Consider the following 22,155-nt stretch of genomic DNA (forward strand, 5'->3'; position numbering starts at 1 on the left):
GTGCTGGGGCGTGCCGAGGTGGGGGGTCGCGGGCTGCGCGGCAGCAGGCCCTGCACCGGGCGGCGGCCATGCGGCGGCGGCTGCGGCGGGCGACGTGGTCGGCACCGGCGGCATCGCCGGTGCGGCTGCGGCGGGCGCCGAGTCGGAGGCGGCGGCTGCGGGCGTCGGAGCCTCCGTCGGCGTGGTGCCACCGGTGGCGGCGGTGGTCTCGTGCGACGTGGGGGCCGCGCCGTGCGCGGCTGCGTCGCTGTTCGTGCGGTGCTCGGTACCCTCGGGACGGTCGTCCGTGGTGTCGCTCATGTGATGCTCCTTCTTCCAGGCGAGTCCCACCATGACCCCCGATGCTGTGGGCTTCCTATGACGAGGGTGAGTCGCGTCTATGGGTGTCACAGGAACGGAATGCGAGGTCATGATCGCGCCCCGGGCGAAGCCCTCCGCTACGCTTCCGCATCATGCACGACCTCCCCGGCGCGTGGCGCCGCACCGCTCTCGGCGCCGGTCTCATCGCTCCCGACGGCACCTCCGTTCCCACGATCTTCGCCGAGATGACCGCGCTGGCGGCGTCCACCGGGGCGATCAACCTCGGGCAGGGCTTTCCCGACGAAGACGGCCCCGAAGCCGTGCTCGAGGCGGCGCGGCGCGCGATCGCCGACGGCGTGAACCAGTACGCGCCCGGGCGCGGCTTCCCCGAACTCCTCGAGGCGATCGCGGAGCACCAGCGGCGCTTCTACGGAAGAGACCTCGATCCTGAGCGCGAGGTCCTCGTCACCGTGGGCGCCACCGAGGCGCTCGCTTCCACTCTCCTCGCCCTCATCGACGGCCCGGACGACGAAGTCGTGGTGTTCGAGCCGTACTACGACTCCTATGCGGCGTGCGTGTCCCTGGCCGGCGCGCGTCTGGTTCCGGTGCCCCTGCGCTGGCCCGACTTCCAACCCGACCTCGAGGTGCTGGCATCCGCGGTGTCCGACCGCACCCGAGTGATCCTCGTCAACGATCCGCACAACCCGACCGGCACGGTGTTCTCCCGCGCGGTGCTCGACGAGGTGGTGCGGTTGGCGCACCGGCACGACGCGATCATCGTCACCGACGAGGTGTACGAGCACCTCGTGTTCGACGGGCCGCACGTGCCGATCGCCACCCTCCCCGGTGCCGCCGAGCGGACCGTGTCGATCTCGTCGGCCGGCAAGACCTTCTCGCTGACCGGCTGGAAGACGGGATGGATCACCGGTCCCGCCGACCTCGTGTCGGCGATCCTCACGGTGAAACAGTTCCTGACCTACGTGGGCGGGTCGCCGTTCCAGCCCGCCATCGCGACGGGTCTGCGCCTTCCGGACGAGTTCTTCGCGTCGGTCGCGGGCGAGATGAAGGCCAAAGCCGACCTGCTGGGCACCGGCCTCCGCGCGGCGGGGTTCGAGGTGAGCAGCCCCGGAGGGTCGTACTTCACGGTGGTGGATGCCGCCCCGCTCGGCGCCGTCGACGCCGACACGTTCTGCCGCGAACTGCCCGCGCGCGCCGGGGTCGTCGGCATCCCGCTGACCGCCTTCGCGTCGCCCGACCATCGCGCCGACTACGCCACTCTCGTGCGATTCGCCGCGTGCAAGCGCGTCGAGGTGCTGACCGAGGCCGTGAGCCGGCTCGCCGCACTGTCGCCCGCGTAGGGCCGGGGCACGTCGTCATCGGGCCGCGGGCGCGGCATGGCGTGGCGTGCCGGATGCGGCCGGACCGCTCTCAGCGCGGCGTGACGCGGAAGCGGCGGAGGTCGAGGGCCGGGTTCACCCGCCGCACGCGGGCGATCGCGCCGGGGTCGATGTGCGCGACGGCGACGTCGGTGGCCGTGCCGATCGTCGCCAAGGCGACGCCCTGCGGGTCGATCACCATCGAGTGACCGACGCCGAGCGGAGGCGGGTGGTCGGCGCCCGCGACGAAGAACGTGTTCTCGATCGCCCGCGCCTGCAGCAGGGTCTGCCAGTGGTGTTCCTTGAGCGGTCCGCGCACCCACTCCGCCGGCACGAGGGCGACGTCCACGCGCGCGTCGGCGAGCGTGCGAGCGACCTCGGGGAACCGCAGGTCGTAACAGGTCATCAGGCCGAAACGCAGCCCCCCGGCCTCGAACGTCTCGGGCGGAGCGATCTCGCCGGGCTCCACCCAGTCCGATTCCCGCTGCCCGAACGCGTCGTACAGATGCAGCTTCCGATACACGGCCCGGATGCCATCTCCCGCGACGGCCACGACCGCGTTGCGCACGCGTCGGCCGTCGTCGGCGCGCTCGACGAGTCCCGCGACCAGGATGACGTCGAGCTCGGCGGCGAGCGCGCTCAGGGCGGTCGTGAAGGGTCCGTCGAGGTCTTCGGCGTTCTCGGCGAGCGACGCGTCGAAGGGATCGACGAAGTAGCTGGAGTACTCCGGGAAGACGATCACCCGGGCTCCGCGGGCGCCGGCTCGGCGGACGAGGTCGTCGATGGCATCCAGGTTGGTCTGCTTCGACGCGGTCGGGGCGAACTGCGCCACCGCCACGCCCACGCTGTCGTACGTCATCCGCGTCCTTCCTCGTCGCGGGCCCGTCGGAGGAAGGCCGGGCCCACGACCCACAGTACGAGGATCACCAGCACGAGCACGACCACGGCGACGACGGCGGCCTCCATGCCGACCACAACGTCGAAGACGAAGGCGACGACACCGGTGAGCAGCACCGCCAGCGCGGCGATCGCGGCGATCAGGACTCGGTGGCCATAGCGCACCGCGGACGGCTTGACGCCGCGATGGAACACGGCGCGGTGCAGGGCCACCGGGGCGAGGGCGAGGATCGCGGTGAGAGCCGACAGCCCGACGAGGACGAGGTATCCGGCGCGCTGGGGTGCAGTGAGGTCGGCGAACGCCGGCTGGAATGCGAGGGCGAGCAGGAAGCCGGTGAGGATCTGGGTACCGGTCTGCAGGACGCGGAGTTCCTGAAGGACGTCGGACCAGTTGCGGTCGGCGCGCTGCGCGGCGCTCTCGGGGCGGCCGTCCTGCAGGTCATCGCGGGAGTCGCCGGTGGGGGTCAGCATCCCCGCATCATTGCCCGTCTGGGGGCCGTCGGCAACGCCTTCCGCGGCCCGTCTGCGGCGCCGATTGGACACGCCCCAAAACCCATGCTAGATTTATCTCTTGTGCCGCGGGGTGGAGCAGCTCGGTAGCTCGCTGGGCTCATAACCCAGAGGTCGCAGGTTCAAATCCTGTCCCCGCAACAAATGAAGGCCCCGGATCTACGGATTCGGGGCCTTCGCCTTTCCCGCCGGTCCTTCCGTTCCTGCGCATGTGGACCGGGCTCGACGGGACGTCGCGTCTGGAAGCTTCGGTCCTCGCCGGCTCCGGGCTGCAGAGCGTCGGAGGGGGCGCAGACCCGCAGTGGGCGCGGCCGTTCCCGGGCGAGGTCAGCGCCGTGCTGTTCGCCGCACTCCCGGTGGGGTGGGTGGGTCAGTGGCACCCGTCTCCGCATCCGCAGTGGGTGGTGCCCCTGCGCGGGCGGTGGTTCCTGGAAACTCAGGACGGCGAGCGGGTCGAGATGGGGCCGGGCGACCTGCACTTCGGTCAGGACACGGCGGACAGGAGCGAGGTGGGGCACCTGTCGGGAACCGTCGGCGATGAGCCGTGCCTGCAGCTGATCATCCAGTTCACGGTCTCCCCGGCCGCGCCCACACCGCATCCCTTCGGCGGCTGACTCCTGGGCCCGATGCCGTCAACCCGTCTCCCTCGGATCCTGGAAGCCGATTGACTGAGCACATGGACCGACAGACGGGACTGACTCGATGATCGACGGACGCGTCCTCCAGCCGCCTCGGGAACCCTCCCCCGTCGACGTCACCCCGCCGCGCGTCTACGACAACCGCCTACGGGCCGTCATCGCCCCCGAGGCCAGGCTGCTCTCGCTCTACTCGGACGCCACGTGGGCCGAAGGGCCGGTGTGGTGGGAGCGCGAGCGGATGCTCGTCTTCAGCGACGTGGTGGGCCGTCGCACCCTCGGCTGGCGGGAAGACGGCAGCGTCGTGGCCGTCGTCGACCCGTCGGCCTTCTCCAACGGCAACGCAGTGGATGCCGAGGGTCGCCTGTTGCACGCGGAGCACGGCCGCCGCGCGCTCAGCCGCACCGACGACCGCGGCACCCACGTGATGGTCGACGCGTACGACGGCAAGCCGTTGAACTCGCCGAACGACCTCGTCGTCGACTCCGCAGGCGCCGTGTGGTTCACGGACCCGTCCTACGGCATCTCCGATCCGCGCGAGGGGTATCCGGCCGAATCAGCCCTCGGCCACCAGAGCGTGTACCGCTGGCGCGAAGGACACGCCCTGCAGCGCATGATCGACCTCGACGCTCCGAACGGCCTGGGTTTCAGCCCCGACGAGACGACCCTCTACATCGCGGAATCCCACCAAGACGGACTGCCCGGCGTCGTCGCCTGCAGCTGGGACGGAGAGACCCTCGGCGCCCCACGGACGTTCGCGACGGTGGATGCCGGCATCCCGGACGGGTTCGCGATCGACCACCGCGGATGGCTGTGGATCAGCAGCGCGGCCGGTGTCGTGATCGTCGACGACGCGGGCGCACGCCTGGGTGTCATTCCCACGCCGCACCTGGTGAGCAACTGCACGTTCGATACCGGGGAACGGCGCCTGTTCCTCACCGGCGACAGTGACCTGTGGATGGTGGAGCTCGGATGAACGACGTCGAGATGGCTCGGATTCCGGCGGGACGGGTCCTGCGGGGCGATCAGCGCGGGGCGGAACGACGCGAGATCGAGGTCGACGCGTTCGAGATCGCGGTGTACCCGGTCACCGAGGAGCAGATGGCCGAGATCGTGGGGGTCACGGCGCAGAACCCGCGTCGGCCCGCTGTCCAGGTCAGCTGGCTGCGCGCGGTGCGATTCTGCAACGCCCTTTCCGAGTGGGAGGGACTCGACCCGGTCTACTCCTATGACGGTGAGGTCGTCGACTGGGACACCGACGCCGACGGGTTCCGCCTTCCGACCGAGGACGAATGGGAGTACGCCTGCCGCGCGGGATCGACCGGCTCGACCTACGGGCCGATCGCCGAGATCGCCTGGACTGCGGGCGACGGGCTCCGCGGCCCCGTCGAAGTCGGCGGACGCCTGCCCAACCTCCACGGTCTCTTCGACATCCTCGGGAACGTCTCGGAGTGGTGCTGGGATCTGTTCGACCCCGACACGGGAGACACCCGGGTCTTCCGGGGTGGGGGGTGGAGCGATGCCCGGGCTGTGGTGCGCGCCGCGGCTCGACGCGGCGCGAGTCCGCGCGCGGTGTTCGACGATGTCGGCCTGCGCGTGGCGCGAGGCGCGCTTACTCGCGCTCGCTGATGGCGATGCCGAGCTCGTCGATGAACGCCGCGATCGTGGCCAGTTCGTCGTCGGAGTACTTCTCGGCGACATCGCGCATCGCCGCGAGGTGCCCGCCGAAGTGGCGGAAGAACTCCTTCCGCGACTTGGGCGTGAGCGCGACCACGCGGGCGCGGCCGTCCGAGGGGTGGGGCCGTCGTTCGAGGTGCCCCGCGGCGGCGAGACGATCGAGGAGCTTCGTCGTGGATGCCGTGGAGATGCGCAAGTGCGAGGCGACGTCGTGCGGGCTCACCATCTCACCGCGCTGCTCGCGGATGATCAGCATGCGCAGAGTCGCCAAGTCACTGGCGTTCATGTCCATGTCGCCCTTCATTCCGCTGTTCATGCGGTCGAGAGCATCACTCAGGGCCCGGACCGATTCCAGGGCGCGAAGCACCCCGGTTCTCGTACCAGAGAACGGGTTACCGGCGGGCGCGGTGGACACCCCCGTGGCGCTCTGGATATAGTCGGCAGACATCGCTAGCTAAACTAGCAAATAGGAGGCACGATGAGCGAGACCGAGTATGTCGTCCTCCTGGACGACCGGGGCAACGAGATCGGCACCGCTCCCAAGGCGAGCGTGCACGGCACCGACACGGCGCTCCATCTGGCCTTTTCCTGCCACGTCGTGAACGCCGCCGGCCAGGTTCTGGTGACGCGTCGAGCGCTGGAGAAGAAGACCTGGCCCGGCGTCTGGACGAACTCCTTCTGCGGCCACCCCGCCCCCTCCGAGCCCGTCCTGCAGGCCGTCCACCGTCGTGCCGCCTTCGAGGTGGGTCTGACGATCCGCGACGTCGAACTCGCCCTCCCTCTCTTCCGCTACCGCGCCGTCGATGCCAGCGGCATCGTCGAGCACGAGATCTGCCCGGTGTATGTCGCCCGCACCGACGAAGAACCGCGCGAGAACCCGGCAGAAGTCGCCGAGTCCCGCTGGGTCGATCCCGCCGACCTGGGTGCGGCACTCGAGGCGACACCCTGGGCCTTCAGCCCGTGGCTCGTCCTCCAAGCCCAGCAGCTTCACCTCTTCTCGCCCCCGGCTGCCATCAGGGCGGCGTCATGATCGCACTCTCCACGACGCCGACCGCGCGCGCCGCCATCGACGACGCGATCGACACCGTGATCGCGCGACTGGCCCGGCGACTCCACGGACACGGAGACGGCGCCCGCGCCCTGGCATCCGCCATCGCCCGTTCTGCCGAGGGAGGAAAGCGCTTCCGGCCGCTGCTCGTCGTCGCCGCATTCGACACGCTGCGCGGCCGCGAGAGCGACCGAACCGCCGTCTACCAGGTCGCCGCCGCGTTCGAACTGCTGCACACGGCCTTCGTCGTCCACGACGACGTCATCGACCACGACACCGAGCGGCGCGGCGTGGCCAATGTCGGCGGCGAGTTCCGCGCGCGCGGTCGCCAACGCGGAGCGGACGACGTCGGTGCCGCACTGCTCGGGGACGCCGCCGGTATCCTCGCCGGCGACCTGCTGCTGCACGAGGCGGGGCGTCTCGTCGCCCTCGCCGATCTGCCGTCCGGGGTCCGGGGGGAGTTGCTGCGTCTCGTCGAGGACGCCGTCTTGATCTCGGCCGCGGGCGAACTCGCCGACGTCGAGAACGCCGTGTCGGCGGACGAGGTCGATGCCGACACGATCCTGCGCACGACGCACGACAAGACCGCGGTCTACTCCTTCTCGGCGCCGCTCGAGGCCGGGGCTGTGCTCGCCGGCGCCGACCGCCCGGTGCGCGCCGCTCTCGAGCGGTTCGGGCAGCGGCTCGGGCTCGCCTATCAGCTCGTCGATGACCTGATCGGCGCCTTCGGGTCGTCCGAGGTGTCCGGTAAGGACGAGGGCTGCGACCTGCGCGAGGCCAAAAAGACGCACCTGATCGTCCTGGCACGCGAAACCGAGTCCTGGCCCGAAGTGAACGAAGCGCTCTCCCAGGCTCACACGGGGCCCGTCGCCATCCGCGCGGCGCAGCGCGCGTTGAGCGCGTCCGGTGCGCGTGCGCGACTCGAAGGCCTTGTGCGTGAGACGCTCGACGAAGCCCGCGCGATCGTCACGGCCTCCACGCTCCCCGACGAGTGCCGCGACATGCTGCACGACCTCGTCGACGCCGTCCAGGGACGCGTCCCGTGAGCGCAAGCGCCACCGGCCTCGAATTGTATTCGCGCACGGCCGACGACGCCGCCGCTGCGGTCATCAACCGATACTCGACGTCATTCGCTCTGGCCTGCCGTCTGCTCGGCCCGCGCCCCCGACCCCACGTGCGGAACATCTACGCCCTGGTGCGGGTCGCCGACGAGATCGTCGACGGCCCCGCGCACGACGCCGGGCTCTCCCCCGCCCAGGAACGTGCGGCGCTCGACGCGCTCGAGGTCGAGGTGCGGGATGCCATCGCCTCGGGCTTCAGCGCGAACCTCGTCGTGCATGCCTTCGCCCGCACGGCGCGCGAGTGCGGCATCGGCGACGACCTCATCGCCCCCTTCTTCGCCTCGATGCGGACCGACCTGGACACCGCCGCGCACGACGACGCCTCGCACGACGCGTACGTGTACGGATCGGCGGAGGTCGTGGGCCTCATGTGCCTCCAGGTGTTCCTCAACGCCGGGATGTCGGCTCCGGCACGGCCCGCCGCCGACCTCGTCGACGGTGCCCGGCGTCTGGGGGCGGCGTTCCAGGACGTCAACTTCTTGCGCGACCTCGACGACGACGCTGTCCGCCTCGGCCGCGACTACCTCGACGGCGCAGCGGGTGACGAGCGACGCATCGCGGTTCTCGACCGGATCGACGCCGACCTCGCCGCCGCCGCCGCCACGGTCCCGTTCCTGCCGCCGGACTGCCGTCGCGCGGTGACCGCTGCGCACGACCTGTTCGCCGAACTCTCGCGGCGCCTGCGTCGCACTCCCGCGGGCGCGCCGCGCGTCCGTGTACCCGACGGTGTGAAGGCGACGCTCGCCGCGCGCGCCTTCCTCGGACGCCCACCGAAAGGGGCCCACGCATGACCTCGCAACGCATCGTCGTCGTCGGAGGTGGCATCGCCGGTCTCGGCACCGCCGCCCTGCTCGCCGACCAGGGACACGACGTGCACCTGTTCGAGGGGCGCGATCAGCTCGGCGGGCGTGCCGGCTCCTGGGAGAGCGAAGGCTTCCGATTCGACACGGGGCCGAGCTGGTATCTCATGCCCGAAGTGTTCGACCACTTCTTCCGCCTGCTGGGCACCAGCGCCGCCGCGCAACTCGACCTCGTACGCCTGGATCCCGCGTACCGCGTCTACGGCCCTCCCGGAAAGGGAGAGCCGATCGACGTCGTGTCCGGCCGCGACGCCGTCCGCGCCCTGTTCGAGGAGCACGAGCCCGGATCGGGCGACAAGGTCGATGCCTACCTCGACTCCGCGAAGGACGCCTACGAGCTGTCGACGTCGAAGTTCCTCTACGACACCTACTCGTCGACCCAGGGCCTGCGCGACCCCGCTCTCGTCAAGCGGCTGCCGACACTCGTCCCGCTGCTGACCCAGACGCTGTGGAAGCGCGTCACCCGCGACTTCTCGAACCCGCGGCTGCAGCAGATCCTCGCCTACCCCTCGGTGTTCCTCGGCGGTTCGCCGTTCGAGGTGCCGAGCCTGTACCACCTCATGAGCCACCTCGATCTGGGCGACGGCGTGCTGTACCCCCGCGGCGGGTTCACCGAGATCATCGCCGCGATCGAGCGCCTGGCGCGCGAGCGCGGTGTGCAGATCGAGACCGGCGTCCCCGTCGAGTCGATCATCACCGACGGCGGCATCGCGCGCGGGGTGCGGCTGGCGGACGGTCGGGTCGTGTCCGCGGATGCCGTGGTGTCGGGCGCCGACCTCCACCACACCGAGACGCAGCTCCTCGAGGAGGGCGATCGCCAGTATCCCGAGAAGTGGTGGAAGGACCGCGTGCCCAGCCCGGGTGCACTGCTGCTCCTGCTCGGGGTCACGGGCGAGCTCCCCCAGCTCACGCACCACACACTCCTCTTCACCGACGACTGGCACACGAACTTCGACGCCATCTTCGGCGAGAACAAACGCATCCCGGATCCGGCCTCGATCTACGTGTGCCGCCCCAGCGCATCCGACGACACCGTGGCTCCCGAGGGCTTCGAGAACCTCTTCGTCCTCGTACCCGTGCCCGCGGACCCGGTCAGCGGTCGCGGCGGCGTCGACCGCTCCGGCGATGCCCGCATCGAAGCCGCGGCCGACCGGGTGATCGCGCAGATCGGCGAGTGGGCCGGCATCCCGGACTTCGCCGAGCGCATCGTGGTGCGCCGGACCATCGCGCCCGAGGACTTCGCCACGGACCTGCACGCGTGGCACGGCAACTCGCTCGGTCTGGCCCACACGCTCGGTCAGAGCGCGATCTTCCGCCCGAAGAACCGCTCCCGCAAGGTGTCGAACCTGTATTACGCGGGAACGTCCGTGCTGCCGGGCATCGGTCTTCCGATGTGCCTGATCTCGGCGGAGCTCGTGGTCAAGCGGATGACGGGCGACCGTACCGCGGGGCCCCTGAACGAGCCGGCCCGCGCGGCGGTCTGAGGTGCCCGGGATCTACCTGGGCGCGATCCTGTTCTCGCTGGCCGGCATGATCGCGATCGATCTGAAATACGGCCTCGCGCTGCGCACCGCCCCGGGGCGCACCGCTCTCGCGGTGGGCCTGGGAACGGCGTTCTTCCTCGCGTGGGATGCCGTCGGCATCCTCACCGGGGTGTTCGTCAAGGGCGACAGCCCGCTGTTCGTGGGCATCGACCTGGCGCCGCACCTCCCCCTGGAGGAGCTGTTCTTCCTCCTCTTCCTCAGCTATCTCGCGCTCGTGCTGTGGACGGTGTTCGAGCGAGCGCGACGCCAGCGGGATGCCGCGCACCGGACCCGCGACGACGTCGAGGAGTCCGCCCCGTGACGTACCCCGTCATCCTCCTGCCGTTCGTGGTCGTGACCGTCGTCGTGACTCTCCTCAGCGCCCGTCGGCCGGGCTTCCGCCGCCGCATGCGCGCGTCGGCGTGGACGGCTCTGGCGCTCGTGCTGCTCACGGCCGTCTTCGACAACGTCATGATCGCGGTCGACCTGTTCTCGTATCCGGCGGAACACCTCAGCGGACTCCGGATCGGTCTGGCCCCGCTCGAGGACTTCGCCTATCCCGTCTGCGCGGCGTTTCTCATCCCCGCGATCTTCACGCTCGTCTCCGCTCGGAGGGAACCCGCATGACCACCCCCGCTGCTCTCACCCCCGGTCGCATCCTGCGCGAGCTCTTCGTGTCGTCGCGCCCGGTCAGCTGGATCAACACGGCGTTCCCCTTCGCCGCCGCCTACCTGCTCACGACGCGTCAGCTCGACGCGGTGCTCATCGTCGGCATCCTGTTCTTCCTCGTGCCCTACAACCTCGCGATGTACGGCGTGAACGACGTCTTCGACTACGAATCCGATCTGAGGAACCCCCGCAAGGGCGGGACGCACGGCGCCGTCCTCGCCAAGCGCATGCACCCGATCACGCTGTGGGCCTCGGCGCTGTCGTGCCTGCCGTTCGTGGTGTTCCTCGTGGTCGTCGGGTCGCCGGTGTCGTGGCTCGTGCTGGCACTGAGCCTGTTCTTCGTCGTCTTCTACTCCGCACCGCCGCTGCGCTTGAAGGAGCGGCCGTTCGCCGACTCGATCACCAGCAGCATCCACTTCTTCTCGCCCGCGGTGTACGGCCTCGTCCTGGCCGGTGCCGTGTGGACGTGGCAGCTCGTCGTCGTGATCATCGCCTTCGCGCTGTGGGGCATCGCCTCGCACGCCTTCGGCGCCGTGCAGGACGTCGAAGCCGATCGCGCCGCCGACATCTCCTCGATCGCCACCGCGCGCGGCGCTCGGTGGACCGTGCGGTTCGCTCTGGTCTCCTACGCTCTCGCGGGTGTCGCGATGCTCGCCACCGCGTGGCCCGGCCCCCTCGCCGCGCTGCTCGTGCTCCCCTACCTCGTGGTCTGCTGGCCGTACCGGAACGTGACGGATGCCACCTCCGACTCCGCCACCGCCGGATGGAACCGCTTCCTCTGGCTCAACCAGATCGCCGGATTCGGCACGACGATGCTGCTGATCTGGTGGTGGTTCCTGACCGCCTGACCCCGCGGCCGGTTCTCGGCGGGTGGGCCTCGGCGGGTGGCTCGCGCCCGCAAACGACGAGAGACGCCGGCGCCCCGAGGGGCGGCGGCGTCTCTGCGTCGGCAGCGGGGGTCAGCCTGCCGGAGTCGGCTCCGGCGTGGCGCCTCCGCCCTGTCCCTGGTCCTGCAGCTCGATGAGGCGCTGCACGGCCGCGGTCAGTCGCGCGTCCTGGGTGGCGAACCCGGCGAGGTCGCCGCTGGTGAGGGCTGCCTGGCGCGCCGTGAGCGCCGCCTGCGCCTCGGCCAGCGCCGCCGCGTAGTCGCCCGCGGGTGCGGTCGGAGCCGTCGTGCCTCCCCCGCCCGGGTCGGTCTGATCGGTGGGGGTCACCGCCTCGTCTCCGGTATCGGCACCGGAGTCACCGCCGAACAGGGCGTCCAGCGCTTCGCTCAGGGTGTTCTCGAACGCGATCTTGTCTCCGAAGGCCACCAGCACGCGCCGCAGCTGCGGGAGCTGCGTGCCACCGGAGGACTGCACGAACACGGGCTGCACGTAGAGCAGACCACCGCCGACGGGGAGCGTCAGCAGGTTGCCGTTGAGCACCTGCGATTGTCCCTGCTGCAGGATGTTGATCTGCGACGAGACCGCGGTGTCGGAGTCGAAGGTGTTCTGCACCTGACCCGGTCCGGGCACCGTCGTGGCCGCATCGATCACGAGCATGCGCAATCGTCCGTAGTCCTCGCGCTTCGTCCCCTGCTGGTCGCCCGCATTGGAGTCGACGGCCAGGTAGCCCGTGAGCACGTTGCGCGCCTGACCGCCCTGGGATGCCGGGATGAAACTCGTGAACATCGAGTACGTCGGGGCGTCCTGACTCGGCATCTTCATGGTCAGGTAGTACGGCGGCTGCAGGGTGTTGGGGTCCTGCGGGTCGTTCGGCGTGGTCCAGCGGTTGTCCTGCTGGAAGAACGAGCGGGCGTCGTCGACGTGGTAGACGCCGAGCATCGAACGCTGCACCTTCATCAGGTCGGTCGGGTAGCGCACGTGGCTCATCAGGTCGGCCGACATCTCGCTCCACGGCTGGAGGCTGGTCGGGTACACCTTCTGCCACGCCTGCAGGACCGGGTCCTGGTCGTCCCACGCGTACAGCGTGACCTTGCCGTCGTAGGCGTCCACGGTCGCCTTGACCGAGTTGCGGATGTAGTTGATGTTGTCGAGCGAGTACGTCGGCGAGGGGGTGTTCGAGTCGGTGATCGCCCGCGAGAGCGACACGCTCGAGGAGTAGGGGTAGTTCGCGCTCGTCGTGTACCCGTCGATGACCCACTTGATGCGGCCGTCCACGACCGTCGGGTACGGGTCGCTGTCGAGCGTCAGGTACGGAGCGACCTTCTGCACGCGATCCTTGGGATTGCGGTCGTAGAGGATCTGCGAGTCCTGGTTCACGTAGTCCGAGAACAGGATCTGCTCGGACTGGAACTTCAGGGCGTAGATGAGGCGCGTGAAGACGTTGCCGACGCTGGGCCCGCCGTCACCGCGGAAGGTCGTGCGCGTCTCCGTGCCGCCGTCGGCGCCGATCGGGTAATCCAGCTCGATGTCCTCGCCGCCCTCGGGGCCGCCGACGATCGAGTACGGCGGCGACTGCTCGCCGAAGTAGACGCGGGGCTCGTAGTTGAGGTCGGTCAGGAACCCGGTGCCCGGGATCGCCTGCTCGAGGAAGACGGGGTCGCCGTCGTCGGTGCGCTCGTTGCCCGCCGCAGCCACCATGCCGTAGCCGTGGGTGTAGACCAGGGTGCTGTTCTGCCACGTCGCGGCGTCGCCGAGCTGACCGATGTTCAGCTCGCGCAGGGCCACGACGGCATCCTGGGTCTGACCCTTGATCTGGTAGCGGTCGACGTCGAGCGGATTGGCGAACTGGTAGTACGCGCGGTACTGCTCGAGCTGACGCACCGTGGGACCGATGATGGCGGGGTCCATGATGCGCAGCTGCGCGGTCGAGGCGGCGTCGTTGCGCAACTGGCCGGCCTGGGCCGTCGTCGTCGCTTCGAAGTTCTCTTTCTCGACGCCGTCGATGCCGTAGGCGGCCTTCGTGCTGTCGATGTTGCGCTGGTAGTACTGACTCTCGAGCGCGAGCTGGTTGGGTCGCACCTGGAAGGTCGTGACGGCCCACGGGATGGCCGCACCGACGACGATCGCCGAGACCACCAGCAGCGCGGTGGCGATCAGGGGGTAGCGCCAGCGGCCGATGATCGCGGTGACGAAGAACGCGACGGCCACGATGACGGCGGCGATGGCAAGGATCGTCTGACCGGGGATGACGGCGTTGACCCCGACGTACCCGGGACCGGTGATGCGGTCCTCCTGGCTGATCAGGGTCGTGTAGCGGTCGAGCCACAAGCTCCCGCCCTGCAGCAGCAGGTACAGGCCCGCCAGCACGGCGAGCTGGATGCGTGCGGCCTTGGAGATGCGCAGCTCGCGCTGCCCGACGCGCACGGAGCCGTACAAGTACGACACGACCGCCGTCAGCAGCAGGCAGACCAGGACGACGGCCGAAGCGAAGCCGAGGGCCGTGGTGTAGAACGGCAACGCGAAGAGGTAGAAGCCGGTGTCGATGCCGAACTGCGGGTCGGTCGTCGACGTGGTGACCCCGTTGAACCACAGCCAGGTCGTCTCCCACTGCGCGGACGCGGCGAACCCGGCGAAGAATCCGAAGAACACCGGGATGCCCCACATCGCGAGGCGCCGCAGCGGCTCCACGACTTCTTGGTAGCGGTCGAGCTGCGAGCTCAACCGCGCGTACACGGGCCGCAGGCGGTAAGCGAGCTGGATCGCGCCCCACACCGGCACCGCCATCGCGAGGAAGCCCACGGCGAACATCACCGTGCGTGCGATCCACTGCGTGGTCAGCACCTCGGTGAAGCCCAGCTGCGAGAACCACATCCAGTCGGCGTAGAGGTTCGCGAAGACGAAGAAGGCCACGACCAGCACGGCGATGACCGCCAGCGAGATCGAGATGATTCGTCGAGAACGATTCGGGGGCGTGGCCTGGTTCGGCGCTGAGGTCGTGGTCACCCGTCCATCCTAGGCGTCGCCCTCTGGGGGAAAGCCGTGGATGCTACGAACCCGCGACACTCGTCGCGTCGCACGTCGGCAGGGCATCGAGGTCTCCCTCGTCGCGGATGGTCTCCAGGACCTTCAGGGAATCCTGGAGGGTCGAGACCGAGAAGACCCGGATGCCGTCGGGCACGTGCCCGACCACCTCGCCGCAGTTCGCCCGAGGCGCGAGGAACCAGGTCGCACCGGCATCCCGGGCTCCGTAGAGCTTCTGACGGATGCCGCCGATGCCGCCGACGTTCCCGGCGGCGTCGATCGTGCCGGTGCCGGCGATGTGCTGCCCCCCGGTCAGATCGCCGGGCGACATCTTGTCGATGATGCCGAGCGCGAACATCATGCCGGCGCTCGGGCCGCCGACGTTGTTGATCTGGATCTTGACGTCGACGGGGAGGTCGAAACCGAGTGACAGCCCGACCCCGAGCAGCCACTGCTGCTGACCGTTGACGTCGCTGAGCCGCGGGGTGACCGACACCGAGCTCTCGGCACCGTTGCGGTCGATAGCCAGGCTGACGGGCGCGCCGGCACCCGTCTGGACGGCGGACCGGACCTCGTCGACGGTGGTCACGGGCGTCCCGTCGACAGAGGTGATGATGTCACCGAGCTCGAGCATGCCCGCCGCGGCGCCGGCGTCGTCGACGGTCCCGACGACGATGTCCTGCGGCACGTCGTAATCCAGCGCACGCAGCGCGGCGGCGGAGGCCTCGAGTTGCGAGTCGCTCATGAGCGCTGCGTTCTCGGTGTTGCGCTGCTCGGTGGATTGACCCGACGGGAAGATGCGGTCCACCGGCACGACCGCCCGTGACGGATCGAACCAGGCCAGTGCCAGTTCGAGCCAGCTGGGGGTGCGTTCGCGGTTGCCGTTCACCTGGACGGTCAACAGGTCGAGCTGGCCCGCCGAAGGAGTGTCCTCTTCGTTCGGGACCGTGATGAGGGGAACCTCCTCGCCGTCCGCGTTGGGCGAGGTGCCGAGGGTGTTCAGAACGGGCCCCGGCTGCTGGATCACGTACGGCGACGGCAGGAAGGTGAGCGCAAACAGGATGAGGGTGGCCACGGCCAGGGACCACAGCCCGAACACCGTCGATCGGCTCCGGCGCCGCCGCGGGGCGGGCACGACGGAGACGTTCTCGTCGAACAGGGTCACGGGTCCTACCTTTGCCGGGTCGTTCGCGCGCGGCGTAAGCGGCGTGGAGCCGAGCCGAGGGAAGCGAGGAAACGTGCGACTAGCGTAGATCGCGTTCCCCCTGACCCGGCTGAAAGGCGGCTGAAGTGGCAGACGACGACCGGAGCCCCGAGGAGGAGTTCCAGGAGCTCATGCGGCGCCTGATGTCCGGCGACACCTCGGGCTTGGATCCCGAACAGCTCTCGCGCCTGTCCGGGATGCAGATCGACCCGGCGATGATGCAGGCGGTCATGAATCAGCTGCAGGGCGCCTTCTCGGGGGCGCAGGACGGCATCGACTGGAGCCTCGCCGAACGGCAGGCCCTGCACATCGCCAACCAGGACGGCCTCGGCGTCTCGGCGGGTCAGCGCACCGACCTGGATCAGGCGTTCTCGCTCTCCGCCCTGTGGCTGGGCGAGGCGACGACGATCGCCGACCTTCCCCATCCCCCGAAGGTCGTGACGCGCGGCGCGTGGGTCACCGCCACGCTCCCGGTCTGGCAGGAGCTGGCCGAACCCGTCGCCACCAGCATCGCGGACGCGCTCACCGACGCTCTCGGTCAGCAAGCCCCCGACGACATGCAGGAGATGATCGCGGGCGCCGGACGCCTGATGCGCACGGTCGGCGGCTCGCTCTTCGCTACGCAGCTCGGCCACGTCGTCGGTCGCCTCTCCACCGAGGTCGTCGGCGGTGGGGATGTCGGCATCCCCGTCATGCCCGACGGCGACGCGGCGATCCTGCCGCAGAACTTCGCCGACTTCGGCCGCGACCTCGAGATCCCCGAGGACCAGCTGGCGCTGTATCTCGCCACTCGCGAGCTGGCCCACGCGCGCCTGTTCCGGCACGCCCGGTGGCTCCGCCTGCACGTCATCTCGCAGGTGCGCGACTTCGCCCACGGCATCCGCGTCGACACCGACGCCCTCGAAGAGATGGCGGCACGGTTCGACCCCTCCCAGCCCGAAGAACTGCGCAGCGCCCTCGAGAGCGGGGCGCTGCTGCCGCAGCGGTCCGAGGAGCAGACCGCGGCGCTGACCCGGCTCGAGAACCTGCTCGCGACGATCGAGGGCTGGGTCGACGTCGTCACCGAGGACGCGACGTCACGGCTGCCCTCGGCAGCTCGCATCGCCGAGGCCGTCCGCCGCCGCCGCGCCGTGGGTGGGCCCGCCGAGCAGGCACTCGGCTCGCTCGTGGGGCTGGAGCTGCGCCCGCGTCGCATGCGCGAGGCCGCGGCGATGTGGCGCGCCGTCACCGACGCCGTCGGCGTCGCGGATCGCGACGCCCTGTGGGACTACCCCGACCTCATGCCCTCCGCCCAGGACATCGACGACCCCGCGGGCCTCGTCGCCCGGCTCACGGCCACGTCGCGCGGCGAGTCGGCCCCGTCGGATGCCATGGACGATGCCCTCGCCCAGCTCATCGCCGAAGAGACCGCCGCCGACCGGGATGCCGCGCGCGGCGACTCGCCCGATGCGGCGCCGCCGTCGAACACGTCCGGAACCGACGACGACGAGGACCCGACACCCGGGGACCAGCGACCGGTCTGAACCCTCCTCCCCAGGGGATTGCGCACGCACGCTCCCTGGGGAGAACGGTCGCGGACCTCGTCGGCGGTCCATCATCGGGGCATGCTCCGACTCGATCCCTCCGCTCCCCCGCTCTGGCGCGACGACGCCACCGTGCAGTTCGGTTCCCCGGCACGCGCGTACCTCACCGATTCCGCTCCGTGGACCGATGCCGCACTCACGGCGCTCGAGGCCGGGACGTCACGGGCCGCGCTGCGTGCGGTGGTGCGTCTGCACGGCGGCGCCGATAGCGACGCCGACGATCTGCTCGGGCGGCTCGCACCGGCGCTCTCCCGACGACGCCGGACACCTCCCCTGATCGTCCAGGTCGCCGACGACCTTCCGGGATCGGCCGTCCGCGCCGTGCTCGCGGCGCTCCCCCCGCGCACGCGCCGCCTCGACTGGGCCGGGCGGGACAGCCACCCGGTCCCGGCCGGGGCGCGCGTCCTCCTGCTGGCCGCCCACCGCGTGGATCCGCGGCGTGCCGTCGAACTCGTGCGCCACGATGTCGTGCACCTGCCGCTCGTCCTCGATGGCACCTCCGCCGTCGTCGGCCCCCTCATCGCCCCCGGCCGCACCGCGTGCCTGGCGTGCCTGGATGCCGACCGCCGGCGTCAGGACTCGTCCTGGCCGCTGATCGCCGCGCAACTGCTGGCACGACCGCGACCCGCGATCGACCCGGCCCTCGCGGCCGAGGCCGGGCGGGCCGCTCGGCATCTGCTCAGCGGCCCGATCGACCCGGTGACCCGGTCGTTGCTCCTCCGCGTCGACTCGCTCCAGCGGGTCTGGCGAACGCATCAGCCGAGCGAAGACTGCCGCTGCCGATCTCTCGGAGGAAGCGCGACGGCGTCCGCTCGGACCGGCCGCGACCGCGTGACCAGCTCACCGACAGGGTTCGCGCGGCCCGCGTGACACCGACGTACGCGAGTCGTCGCTCCTCGTCCACGGCTTCGAACGTGGTCGCGTACGAGATCGGAAGCAGACCCTCGCTCACCCCGATGAGGTACACGTGGTCCCACTCCAGCCCCTTCGCCGCGTGCAGCGTGGCGAGGGTCACGGTGCGCGTCGCCGGCTCGTGCTGATCTTTCGCGCGCGCTTGGAGGTCATCCGTGAACGCCCGCAGATCGGTGCCCTCCGGGGCTTCCTCCGCGAGCCGCAGGAGCGCCGCCCGGGCCTCCCACGCGTCGCGCAGGGCCCCTCCCGCCGCGGGCGGGTCGTCGCTGAGCCCGATGCTGCGCAGAACGTCGCGCACCGTGGCGAGGAAACCCGTCTCCATCGGTGCCACGGACGCGGCGCGCAAAGCCATCAGGGCTTGACGGACCTCGGGCAGGTCGAAGAACTTCCTGCCGCCGAGCACCGTGGCCGCGATCGAGTGCTTCGCCAGTGCGCTGAGGAGCACGGCCGATTGCGCGTGGGAGCGGTAGAGCACGGCGATGCTGCGCGGATCGGCGCCACCACGCACGCTCGCCGCGATCGCTGCCGCCACTCCCTCGGCCTCGGCCTCTTCGTCCTCGAAAGCGCGGACGGTGGGAACCGGGGATTCGTCGGTCGCCGCCGCCACGAGCTCGAGGGCCCCCGCCCGCCCGCGCATGAGGTCGTTGGCGACCGCCAGCACGGCGGGGGTCGAGCGATAGTTGCGTTCGAGACGGACGACACGTGCGTCCTCGTACGCGCGCGCGAAGTCGAGCAGATAGCGCGAATCGGCCCCCGTGAACGAGTAGATGGTCTGGCTCGCGTCGCCGACCACGCACAGGTCGCGCCGGTCGCCGAGCCAGAGCTCCAGCAGCCGGTTCTGGAGCGGCGAGACGTCCTGGTACTCGTCGACCGTGAAATGCCGGTACTGCTCGTGGACGGCCGCAGCGACGCGGGGCTCGGCCTCGATCATTCCGGCGCACGTCAGCAGAACGTCTTCGAAGTCCATCTGCCGTCGCTCGTCCTTGAGCTTCTCGTACGCGCGCTGCAGCGCCACGACCTGATCGACGTTCAGTCTCCCGACGCCGCCGGGCCGGTCGGTCGCGTACTTCTCGATGGAACGCATCGTGACCTTGCGCCACTCGATCTCGCCCGCGACGTCCCGGAGGGTCGCGGTGTCCGGAGACAGCCCGACGCCGTCGGCGGCGTGGGCGAGCATCCGGACCTTGTTGTCGATGATCGTCGGTGCCTGATCGCCGGCCAGGCTCGGCCAGAAGAAGTTCACCTGGGCGAGCGCCGCCGCGTGGAACGTCCGCGCCGAGACCCCCGTCACACCGAGCGCCCGGAGGCGACCACGCATCTCTCCCGCGGCCTTCGCCGTGAACGTCACGGCCATCACGCGCTGCGGCGAGTACGCGCCGGTGTCCACTCCGTGCGCGATCCGGCGCGTGATGACGCGGGTCTTGCCGGTACCGGCGCCCGCGAGGACGCACACCGGCCCCCGCAACGCGCGAACGGCCTCGAGCTGGTGCTCGTCGAGACCGCTCAAGGGCTCCACGGTCACGAGCGCTCCCGGTACCAGTCGTCGATGAGCCGGTGGGCGATGGATGCCGCTCCGGGCAGCTGCACGGCGGTCTCGCCGCGCAGAGCCGCACCGATCTCGTCGCGGTCGAACCAGCGCACTTCGACGATCTCGTCGCCGTCGGCACGTGCCTCGTCGTCATCGATCGCCCGCGCACGGAACCCGAGCATCAGCGATCGTGGATACGGCCACACCTGCGATCCGCGGTACTCGATGGCCTCAAGGCGGACGCCGGACTCCTCGCACACCTCGCGCGCGACGGTGTCCTCCAGCGACTCCCCCGCCTCGGCGAACCCGGCGAAGCAGGAGTACCGGTTCCCGCCCCACGCCGCATTGGCACCGAGGAGCACACGATCGGGGTCGTCCGCGGACGAGACGAGGACGATGACCGCCGGATCGGTGCGGGGAAAGTGCTCCCGTCCGCAGTTCGGGCAGTGCCGCGACCAGCCGGCCTGGCGCAGCACGGTCGCCGTCCCGCACGCCGGGCAGAACGCTGCGTCGCGCAGCCAGCCCGCGAGCGCGACCGCCGTTCCCAGGATCTCGGCCTCCTCGGCGGCCAGATCGCCACCGACCGCGCGCAGCGGCGCCCAGAGGGCGTCGGGTGGGAGGACGATTCCGGTCTCGTCCTCGACGACGGCCAACAGCAGAGCGGCACCGTCGGACGCGCGCCCCAGGAACGCCCACTCACGAACCTGGCCGAGGGACGGGACGGAAACCGTGGCCAGTCGCGAATCCCGTACCGGCGCCGCGTCGGCGTGGACGACGAGGACGCGTGTGTCGGAGGCGGCCCGCGCACGATCGAGCAGTCCGTCGACGTCGCGCTCGGCACCGGAGCGGTCCAACGCGCCTCCCGGCCATCGATCGGGCAGCGGCGGAGCGGGCAGCGGCATCGAACACCTCTCTCAAGGGCGTGGCGCGGGGGGATCGGGCGAGCGACCGACCTACCCTGGGGGCATGGCACGCTCGCCCTTCACTCTAGCCGCGTCCGCGACGACGGCCCTGCCCCGCATCGGTGTGACGAGTGCCGCGCCTCTGACCGAGAACGCCGGCGGTCGATTCGATTCCGCGCTCATCTCGCTCGAGGACGGGCGCACCGTCGTGGTCCGGATGCCGGCCACCGAGGACACCGCCGCCGAACTCGCCGCCGAGTCCCGGGCGCTGCACGCTCTGACGGCCGGCGTTCGCGCGCTTCTGCCGTTCGCCGCGCCCGAGGTGATCGGCGAAGCCGGCTCGGGCGAGAACCGCATCCTGGTCGTCGACGTCATCGACGGCTACCGGATCGATCCCGTCGAGCTGCCGAAGGGCCCCGGCTACGCGCCCGCCATCGGCGGCGCCCTCGCCGCCGTCCACTCCCTTCCCGTCTCCGTCGTCCGCACGGACGGGCTGCCCGTGCGGTCCGCAGAGCAGGTGCGCGACGACGTCGCCCGCCTCCTCGACCGCGCGGACGCGACCGGGCGCGTGCCCGACGGGCTCATGATGCGGTGGCGGCGTGCCCTGCAGGAGCCCGACCTGTGGCGCTTCGAATCCGCGGTGGTGCTGGGTGGCGCGACGAGCTCCTCCGTGCTCCTCGTCGACGATGCCGACGGTGTGCCCCACGTGAGCGGAATGCTCGACTGGTCGGGGCTGAGCGTCGGTGACCCGGCCGTCGACCTGCGCTGGCTCGCCTCGGCGCCCACCGCGACCGACGACGTGTACGACGGCTACGCCGCGGCCGGCGAACGCTCCCCCGACCCGCTGCTGCGTGAACGAGCGCGGCTGTACGCCGAGCTGGAGTTCGCGAAGTGGCTGGTGCACGGTCACGACGAGGGCGAGGCCGAGGTCGTCGCCGACGCCGTGGCCCTGCTCGAGGCGCTCGCCGACGGCGTCCGCGGCGACCACATCGTGCCCTCGACCCGCTCCGACATCGACGACGCGCTCGCGCTCGTCGAACGTGTTCCGCCCACCGCGGCCTCGGCGGTCGACACCTCGATGCAGACCGACGCCTACGACCCCGAAGCGCTGTCGCTGTACCTCTCCGCGGAACGCGACCGCGAGGCGGCCGCCGCCGCGCTCGCCGAGGCCCTGGCTCAGGACCCCGTGACCGCGGAGGGGGCGTTCGGTGTCACCGACGCCGACGCCGACGAACCCGGGCCGACCGCTCCGATCGACCTCGAGGGATGGACGCCCGCGGCACCGGCTCCGGACTCCGCGGACCGTGCGGACGGATCGACGACCGACCAGCCGGCGACGACGCGCGACGCCGCTCCGGCGGCGGGCGCGGAGGGCGCCGCGCACGACGCGATCGACGACGAAGAGGATGCCGCACGCGCGAGCCGCGCGGCCCTCCGCCGCTGGGGCGTCGCCCGCGACGGGGCCTGAGCACGCGAGACACCCTGCGGGGCGCGACCCACGG

At 70.7% G+C, this 22,155-nt stretch carries 20 protein-coding genes, 1 tRNA gene and 1 pseudogene; 14 read left to right on the forward strand and 8 right to left on the reverse strand.

Annotation, left to right across the window (positions count from 1 at the left end; translation table 11 throughout):
- Positions 1-300, reverse strand: a pseudogene (locus FE256_RS03265) (hypothetical protein); the annotation flags it as partial.
- A 152-nt stretch (positions 301-452) separates the two neighbouring features.
- On the opposite strand from FE256_RS03265, the gene FE256_RS03270 reads away from it, so the two are divergent.
- The gene (locus tag FE256_RS03270) at positions 453-1,658 is read left to right on the forward strand and encodes an aminotransferase class I/II-fold pyridoxal phosphate-dependent enzyme (protein WP_138172805.1); all 1,206 of its coding nucleotides are present in this window, start codon (positions 453-455) and stop codon (positions 1,656-1,658) included.
- A 70-nt stretch (positions 1,659-1,728) separates the two neighbouring features.
- On the opposite strand, the gene FE256_RS03275 is transcribed toward FE256_RS03270, so the two are convergent.
- Positions 1,729-2,535, reverse strand: a complete 807-nt coding sequence (locus FE256_RS03275) for a carbon-nitrogen hydrolase family protein (RefSeq protein ID WP_138172806.1) — start codon at positions 2,533-2,535, stop codon at positions 1,729-1,731.
- A complete protein-coding gene (locus FE256_RS03280; RefSeq protein ID WP_138172807.1) occupies positions 2,532-3,044 on the reverse strand; it encodes a DUF6328 family protein in 513 nt (170 codons plus the stop codon). The genes FE256_RS03275 and FE256_RS03280 overlap by 4 nt, the downstream gene beginning before the upstream one ends.
- Before the next feature lie 106 nt (positions 3,045-3,150).
- Between FE256_RS03280 and FE256_RS03285 the strand changes: the two genes are divergently transcribed.
- From FE256_RS03285 to FE256_RS03300, 4 genes are all read left to right on the forward strand, one after another.
- Positions 3,151-3,224, forward strand: a tRNA-Met gene (locus FE256_RS03285).
- Positions 3,225-3,292: 68 nt separating this feature from the next.
- Positions 3,293-3,697 carry a cupin domain-containing protein gene (locus FE256_RS03290; RefSeq protein ID WP_138172808.1) on the forward strand — a complete coding sequence of 135 codons (405 nt, stop codon included), beginning with the start codon at positions 3,293-3,295 and terminating at the stop codon, positions 3,695-3,697.
- A gap of 88 nt (positions 3,698-3,785) precedes the next feature.
- Entirely contained in the window at positions 3,786-4,694 is a 909-nt protein-coding gene (locus FE256_RS03295; RefSeq protein ID WP_138172809.1) for an SMP-30/gluconolactonase/LRE family protein, read from the forward strand.
- On the forward strand, positions 4,691-5,347 hold the full coding sequence (locus FE256_RS03300) for a formylglycine-generating enzyme family protein (RefSeq protein ID WP_138172810.1): 657 nt from the start codon (positions 4,691-4,693) through the stop codon (positions 5,345-5,347). The genes FE256_RS03295 and FE256_RS03300 overlap by 4 nt, the downstream gene beginning before the upstream one ends.
- On the opposite strand, the gene FE256_RS03305 is transcribed toward FE256_RS03300, so the two are convergent.
- The gene (locus tag FE256_RS03305; RefSeq protein WP_138172811.1) at positions 5,331-5,843 is read right to left on the reverse strand and encodes a MarR family winged helix-turn-helix transcriptional regulator; all 513 of its coding nucleotides are present in this window, start codon (positions 5,841-5,843) and stop codon (positions 5,331-5,333) included. The two genes, FE256_RS03300 and FE256_RS03305, sit on opposite strands and share 17 nt — an antisense overlap.
- A 30-nt stretch (positions 5,844-5,873) precedes the next feature.
- Here FE256_RS03305 and idi point away from each other — a divergent pair, with 30 nt between their 5' ends.
- The 7 genes from idi to FE256_RS03340 are packed head-to-tail and all read left to right on the forward strand — an operon-like array spanning position 5,874 to position 11,464.
- Positions 5,874-6,425 (forward strand): isopentenyl-diphosphate Delta-isomerase, encoded by a 552-nt coding sequence (gene idi, locus FE256_RS03310; RefSeq protein WP_138172812.1) that lies wholly within the window; start codon positions 5,874-5,876, stop codon positions 6,423-6,425.
- Positions 6,422-7,489, forward strand: coding sequence for a polyprenyl synthetase family protein (locus tag FE256_RS03315; RefSeq protein WP_138172813.1), 1,068 nt, complete (start codon positions 6,422-6,424; stop codon positions 7,487-7,489). The genes idi and FE256_RS03315 overlap by 4 nt, the downstream gene beginning before the upstream one ends.
- Positions 7,486-8,355 (forward strand): phytoene/squalene synthase family protein, encoded by an 870-nt coding sequence (locus FE256_RS03320; RefSeq protein WP_138172814.1) that lies wholly within the window; start codon positions 7,486-7,488, stop codon positions 8,353-8,355. The genes FE256_RS03315 and FE256_RS03320 overlap by 4 nt, the downstream gene beginning before the upstream one ends.
- Positions 8,352-9,908, forward strand: a complete 1,557-nt coding sequence (crtI, locus tag FE256_RS03325; RefSeq protein ID WP_138172815.1) for a phytoene desaturase family protein — start codon at positions 8,352-8,354, stop codon at positions 9,906-9,908. Before FE256_RS03320 ends, crtI begins: the two co-directional genes overlap by 4 nt.
- 1 nt (position 9,909) lies before the next feature.
- Entirely contained in the window at positions 9,910-10,269 is a 360-nt protein-coding gene (locus FE256_RS03330; protein ID WP_138172816.1) for a lycopene cyclase domain-containing protein, read from the forward strand.
- The gene (locus FE256_RS03335; protein WP_138172817.1) at positions 10,266-10,574 is read left to right on the forward strand and encodes a lycopene cyclase domain-containing protein; all 309 of its coding nucleotides are present in this window, start codon (positions 10,266-10,268) and stop codon (positions 10,572-10,574) included. Before FE256_RS03330 ends, FE256_RS03335 begins: the two co-directional genes overlap by 4 nt.
- Positions 10,571-11,464, forward strand: a complete 894-nt coding sequence (locus tag FE256_RS03340) for a prenyltransferase (RefSeq protein WP_138172818.1) — start codon at positions 10,571-10,573, stop codon at positions 11,462-11,464. Before FE256_RS03335 ends, FE256_RS03340 begins: the two co-directional genes overlap by 4 nt.
- 111 nt (positions 11,465-11,575) lie before the next feature.
- Here the strand turns inward: FE256_RS03340 and FE256_RS03345 are convergent, their stop codons facing one another.
- Both FE256_RS03345 and FE256_RS03350 read right to left on the reverse strand, forming a co-directional pair.
- The gene (locus tag FE256_RS03345) at positions 11,576-14,506 is read right to left on the reverse strand and encodes a UPF0182 family membrane protein (RefSeq protein WP_138172819.1); all 2,931 of its coding nucleotides are present in this window, start codon (positions 14,504-14,506) and stop codon (positions 11,576-11,578) included.
- A gap of 43 nt (positions 14,507-14,549) precedes the next feature.
- Complete coding sequence (locus FE256_RS03350; RefSeq protein ID WP_138172820.1) at positions 14,550-15,689, reverse strand: YlbL family protein; 1,140 nt, start codon at positions 15,687-15,689, stop codon at positions 14,550-14,552.
- 125 nt (positions 15,690-15,814) lie between these two features.
- Here FE256_RS03350 and FE256_RS03355 point away from each other — a divergent pair, with 125 nt between their 5' ends.
- Positions 15,815-17,251, forward strand: coding sequence for a zinc-dependent metalloprotease (locus FE256_RS03355; RefSeq protein WP_252370887.1), 1,437 nt, complete (start codon positions 15,815-15,817; stop codon positions 17,249-17,251).
- A gap of 739 nt (positions 17,252-17,990) precedes the next feature.
- Here FE256_RS03355 and FE256_RS03360 read toward each other — a convergent pair.
- Together FE256_RS03360 and nudC are read right to left on the reverse strand one after the other, a co-directional pair.
- A complete protein-coding gene (locus FE256_RS03360) occupies positions 17,991-19,745 on the reverse strand; it encodes an ATP-dependent helicase (RefSeq protein ID WP_138172821.1) in 1,755 nt (584 codons plus the stop codon).
- Positions 19,742-20,653: an NAD(+) diphosphatase gene (gene nudC, locus FE256_RS03365; protein WP_138172822.1), complete on the reverse strand. Its 912-nt coding sequence runs from the start codon at positions 20,651-20,653 to the stop codon at positions 19,742-19,744. Before nudC ends, FE256_RS03360 begins: the two co-directional genes overlap by 4 nt.
- Positions 20,654-20,717: 64 nt before the next feature.
- On the opposite strand from nudC, the gene FE256_RS03370 reads away from it, so the two are divergent.
- Positions 20,718-22,121 (forward strand): phosphotransferase, encoded by a 1,404-nt coding sequence (locus FE256_RS03370; protein WP_138172823.1) that lies wholly within the window; start codon positions 20,718-20,720, stop codon positions 22,119-22,121.
- Positions 22,122-22,155: the final 34 nt, after the last annotated feature.

The sequence above is a fragment of the Microbacterium sp. 5K110 genome, assembly GCF_005774735.1.
Classification (GTDB): domain Bacteria; phylum Actinomycetota; class Actinomycetes; order Actinomycetales; family Microbacteriaceae; genus Microbacterium.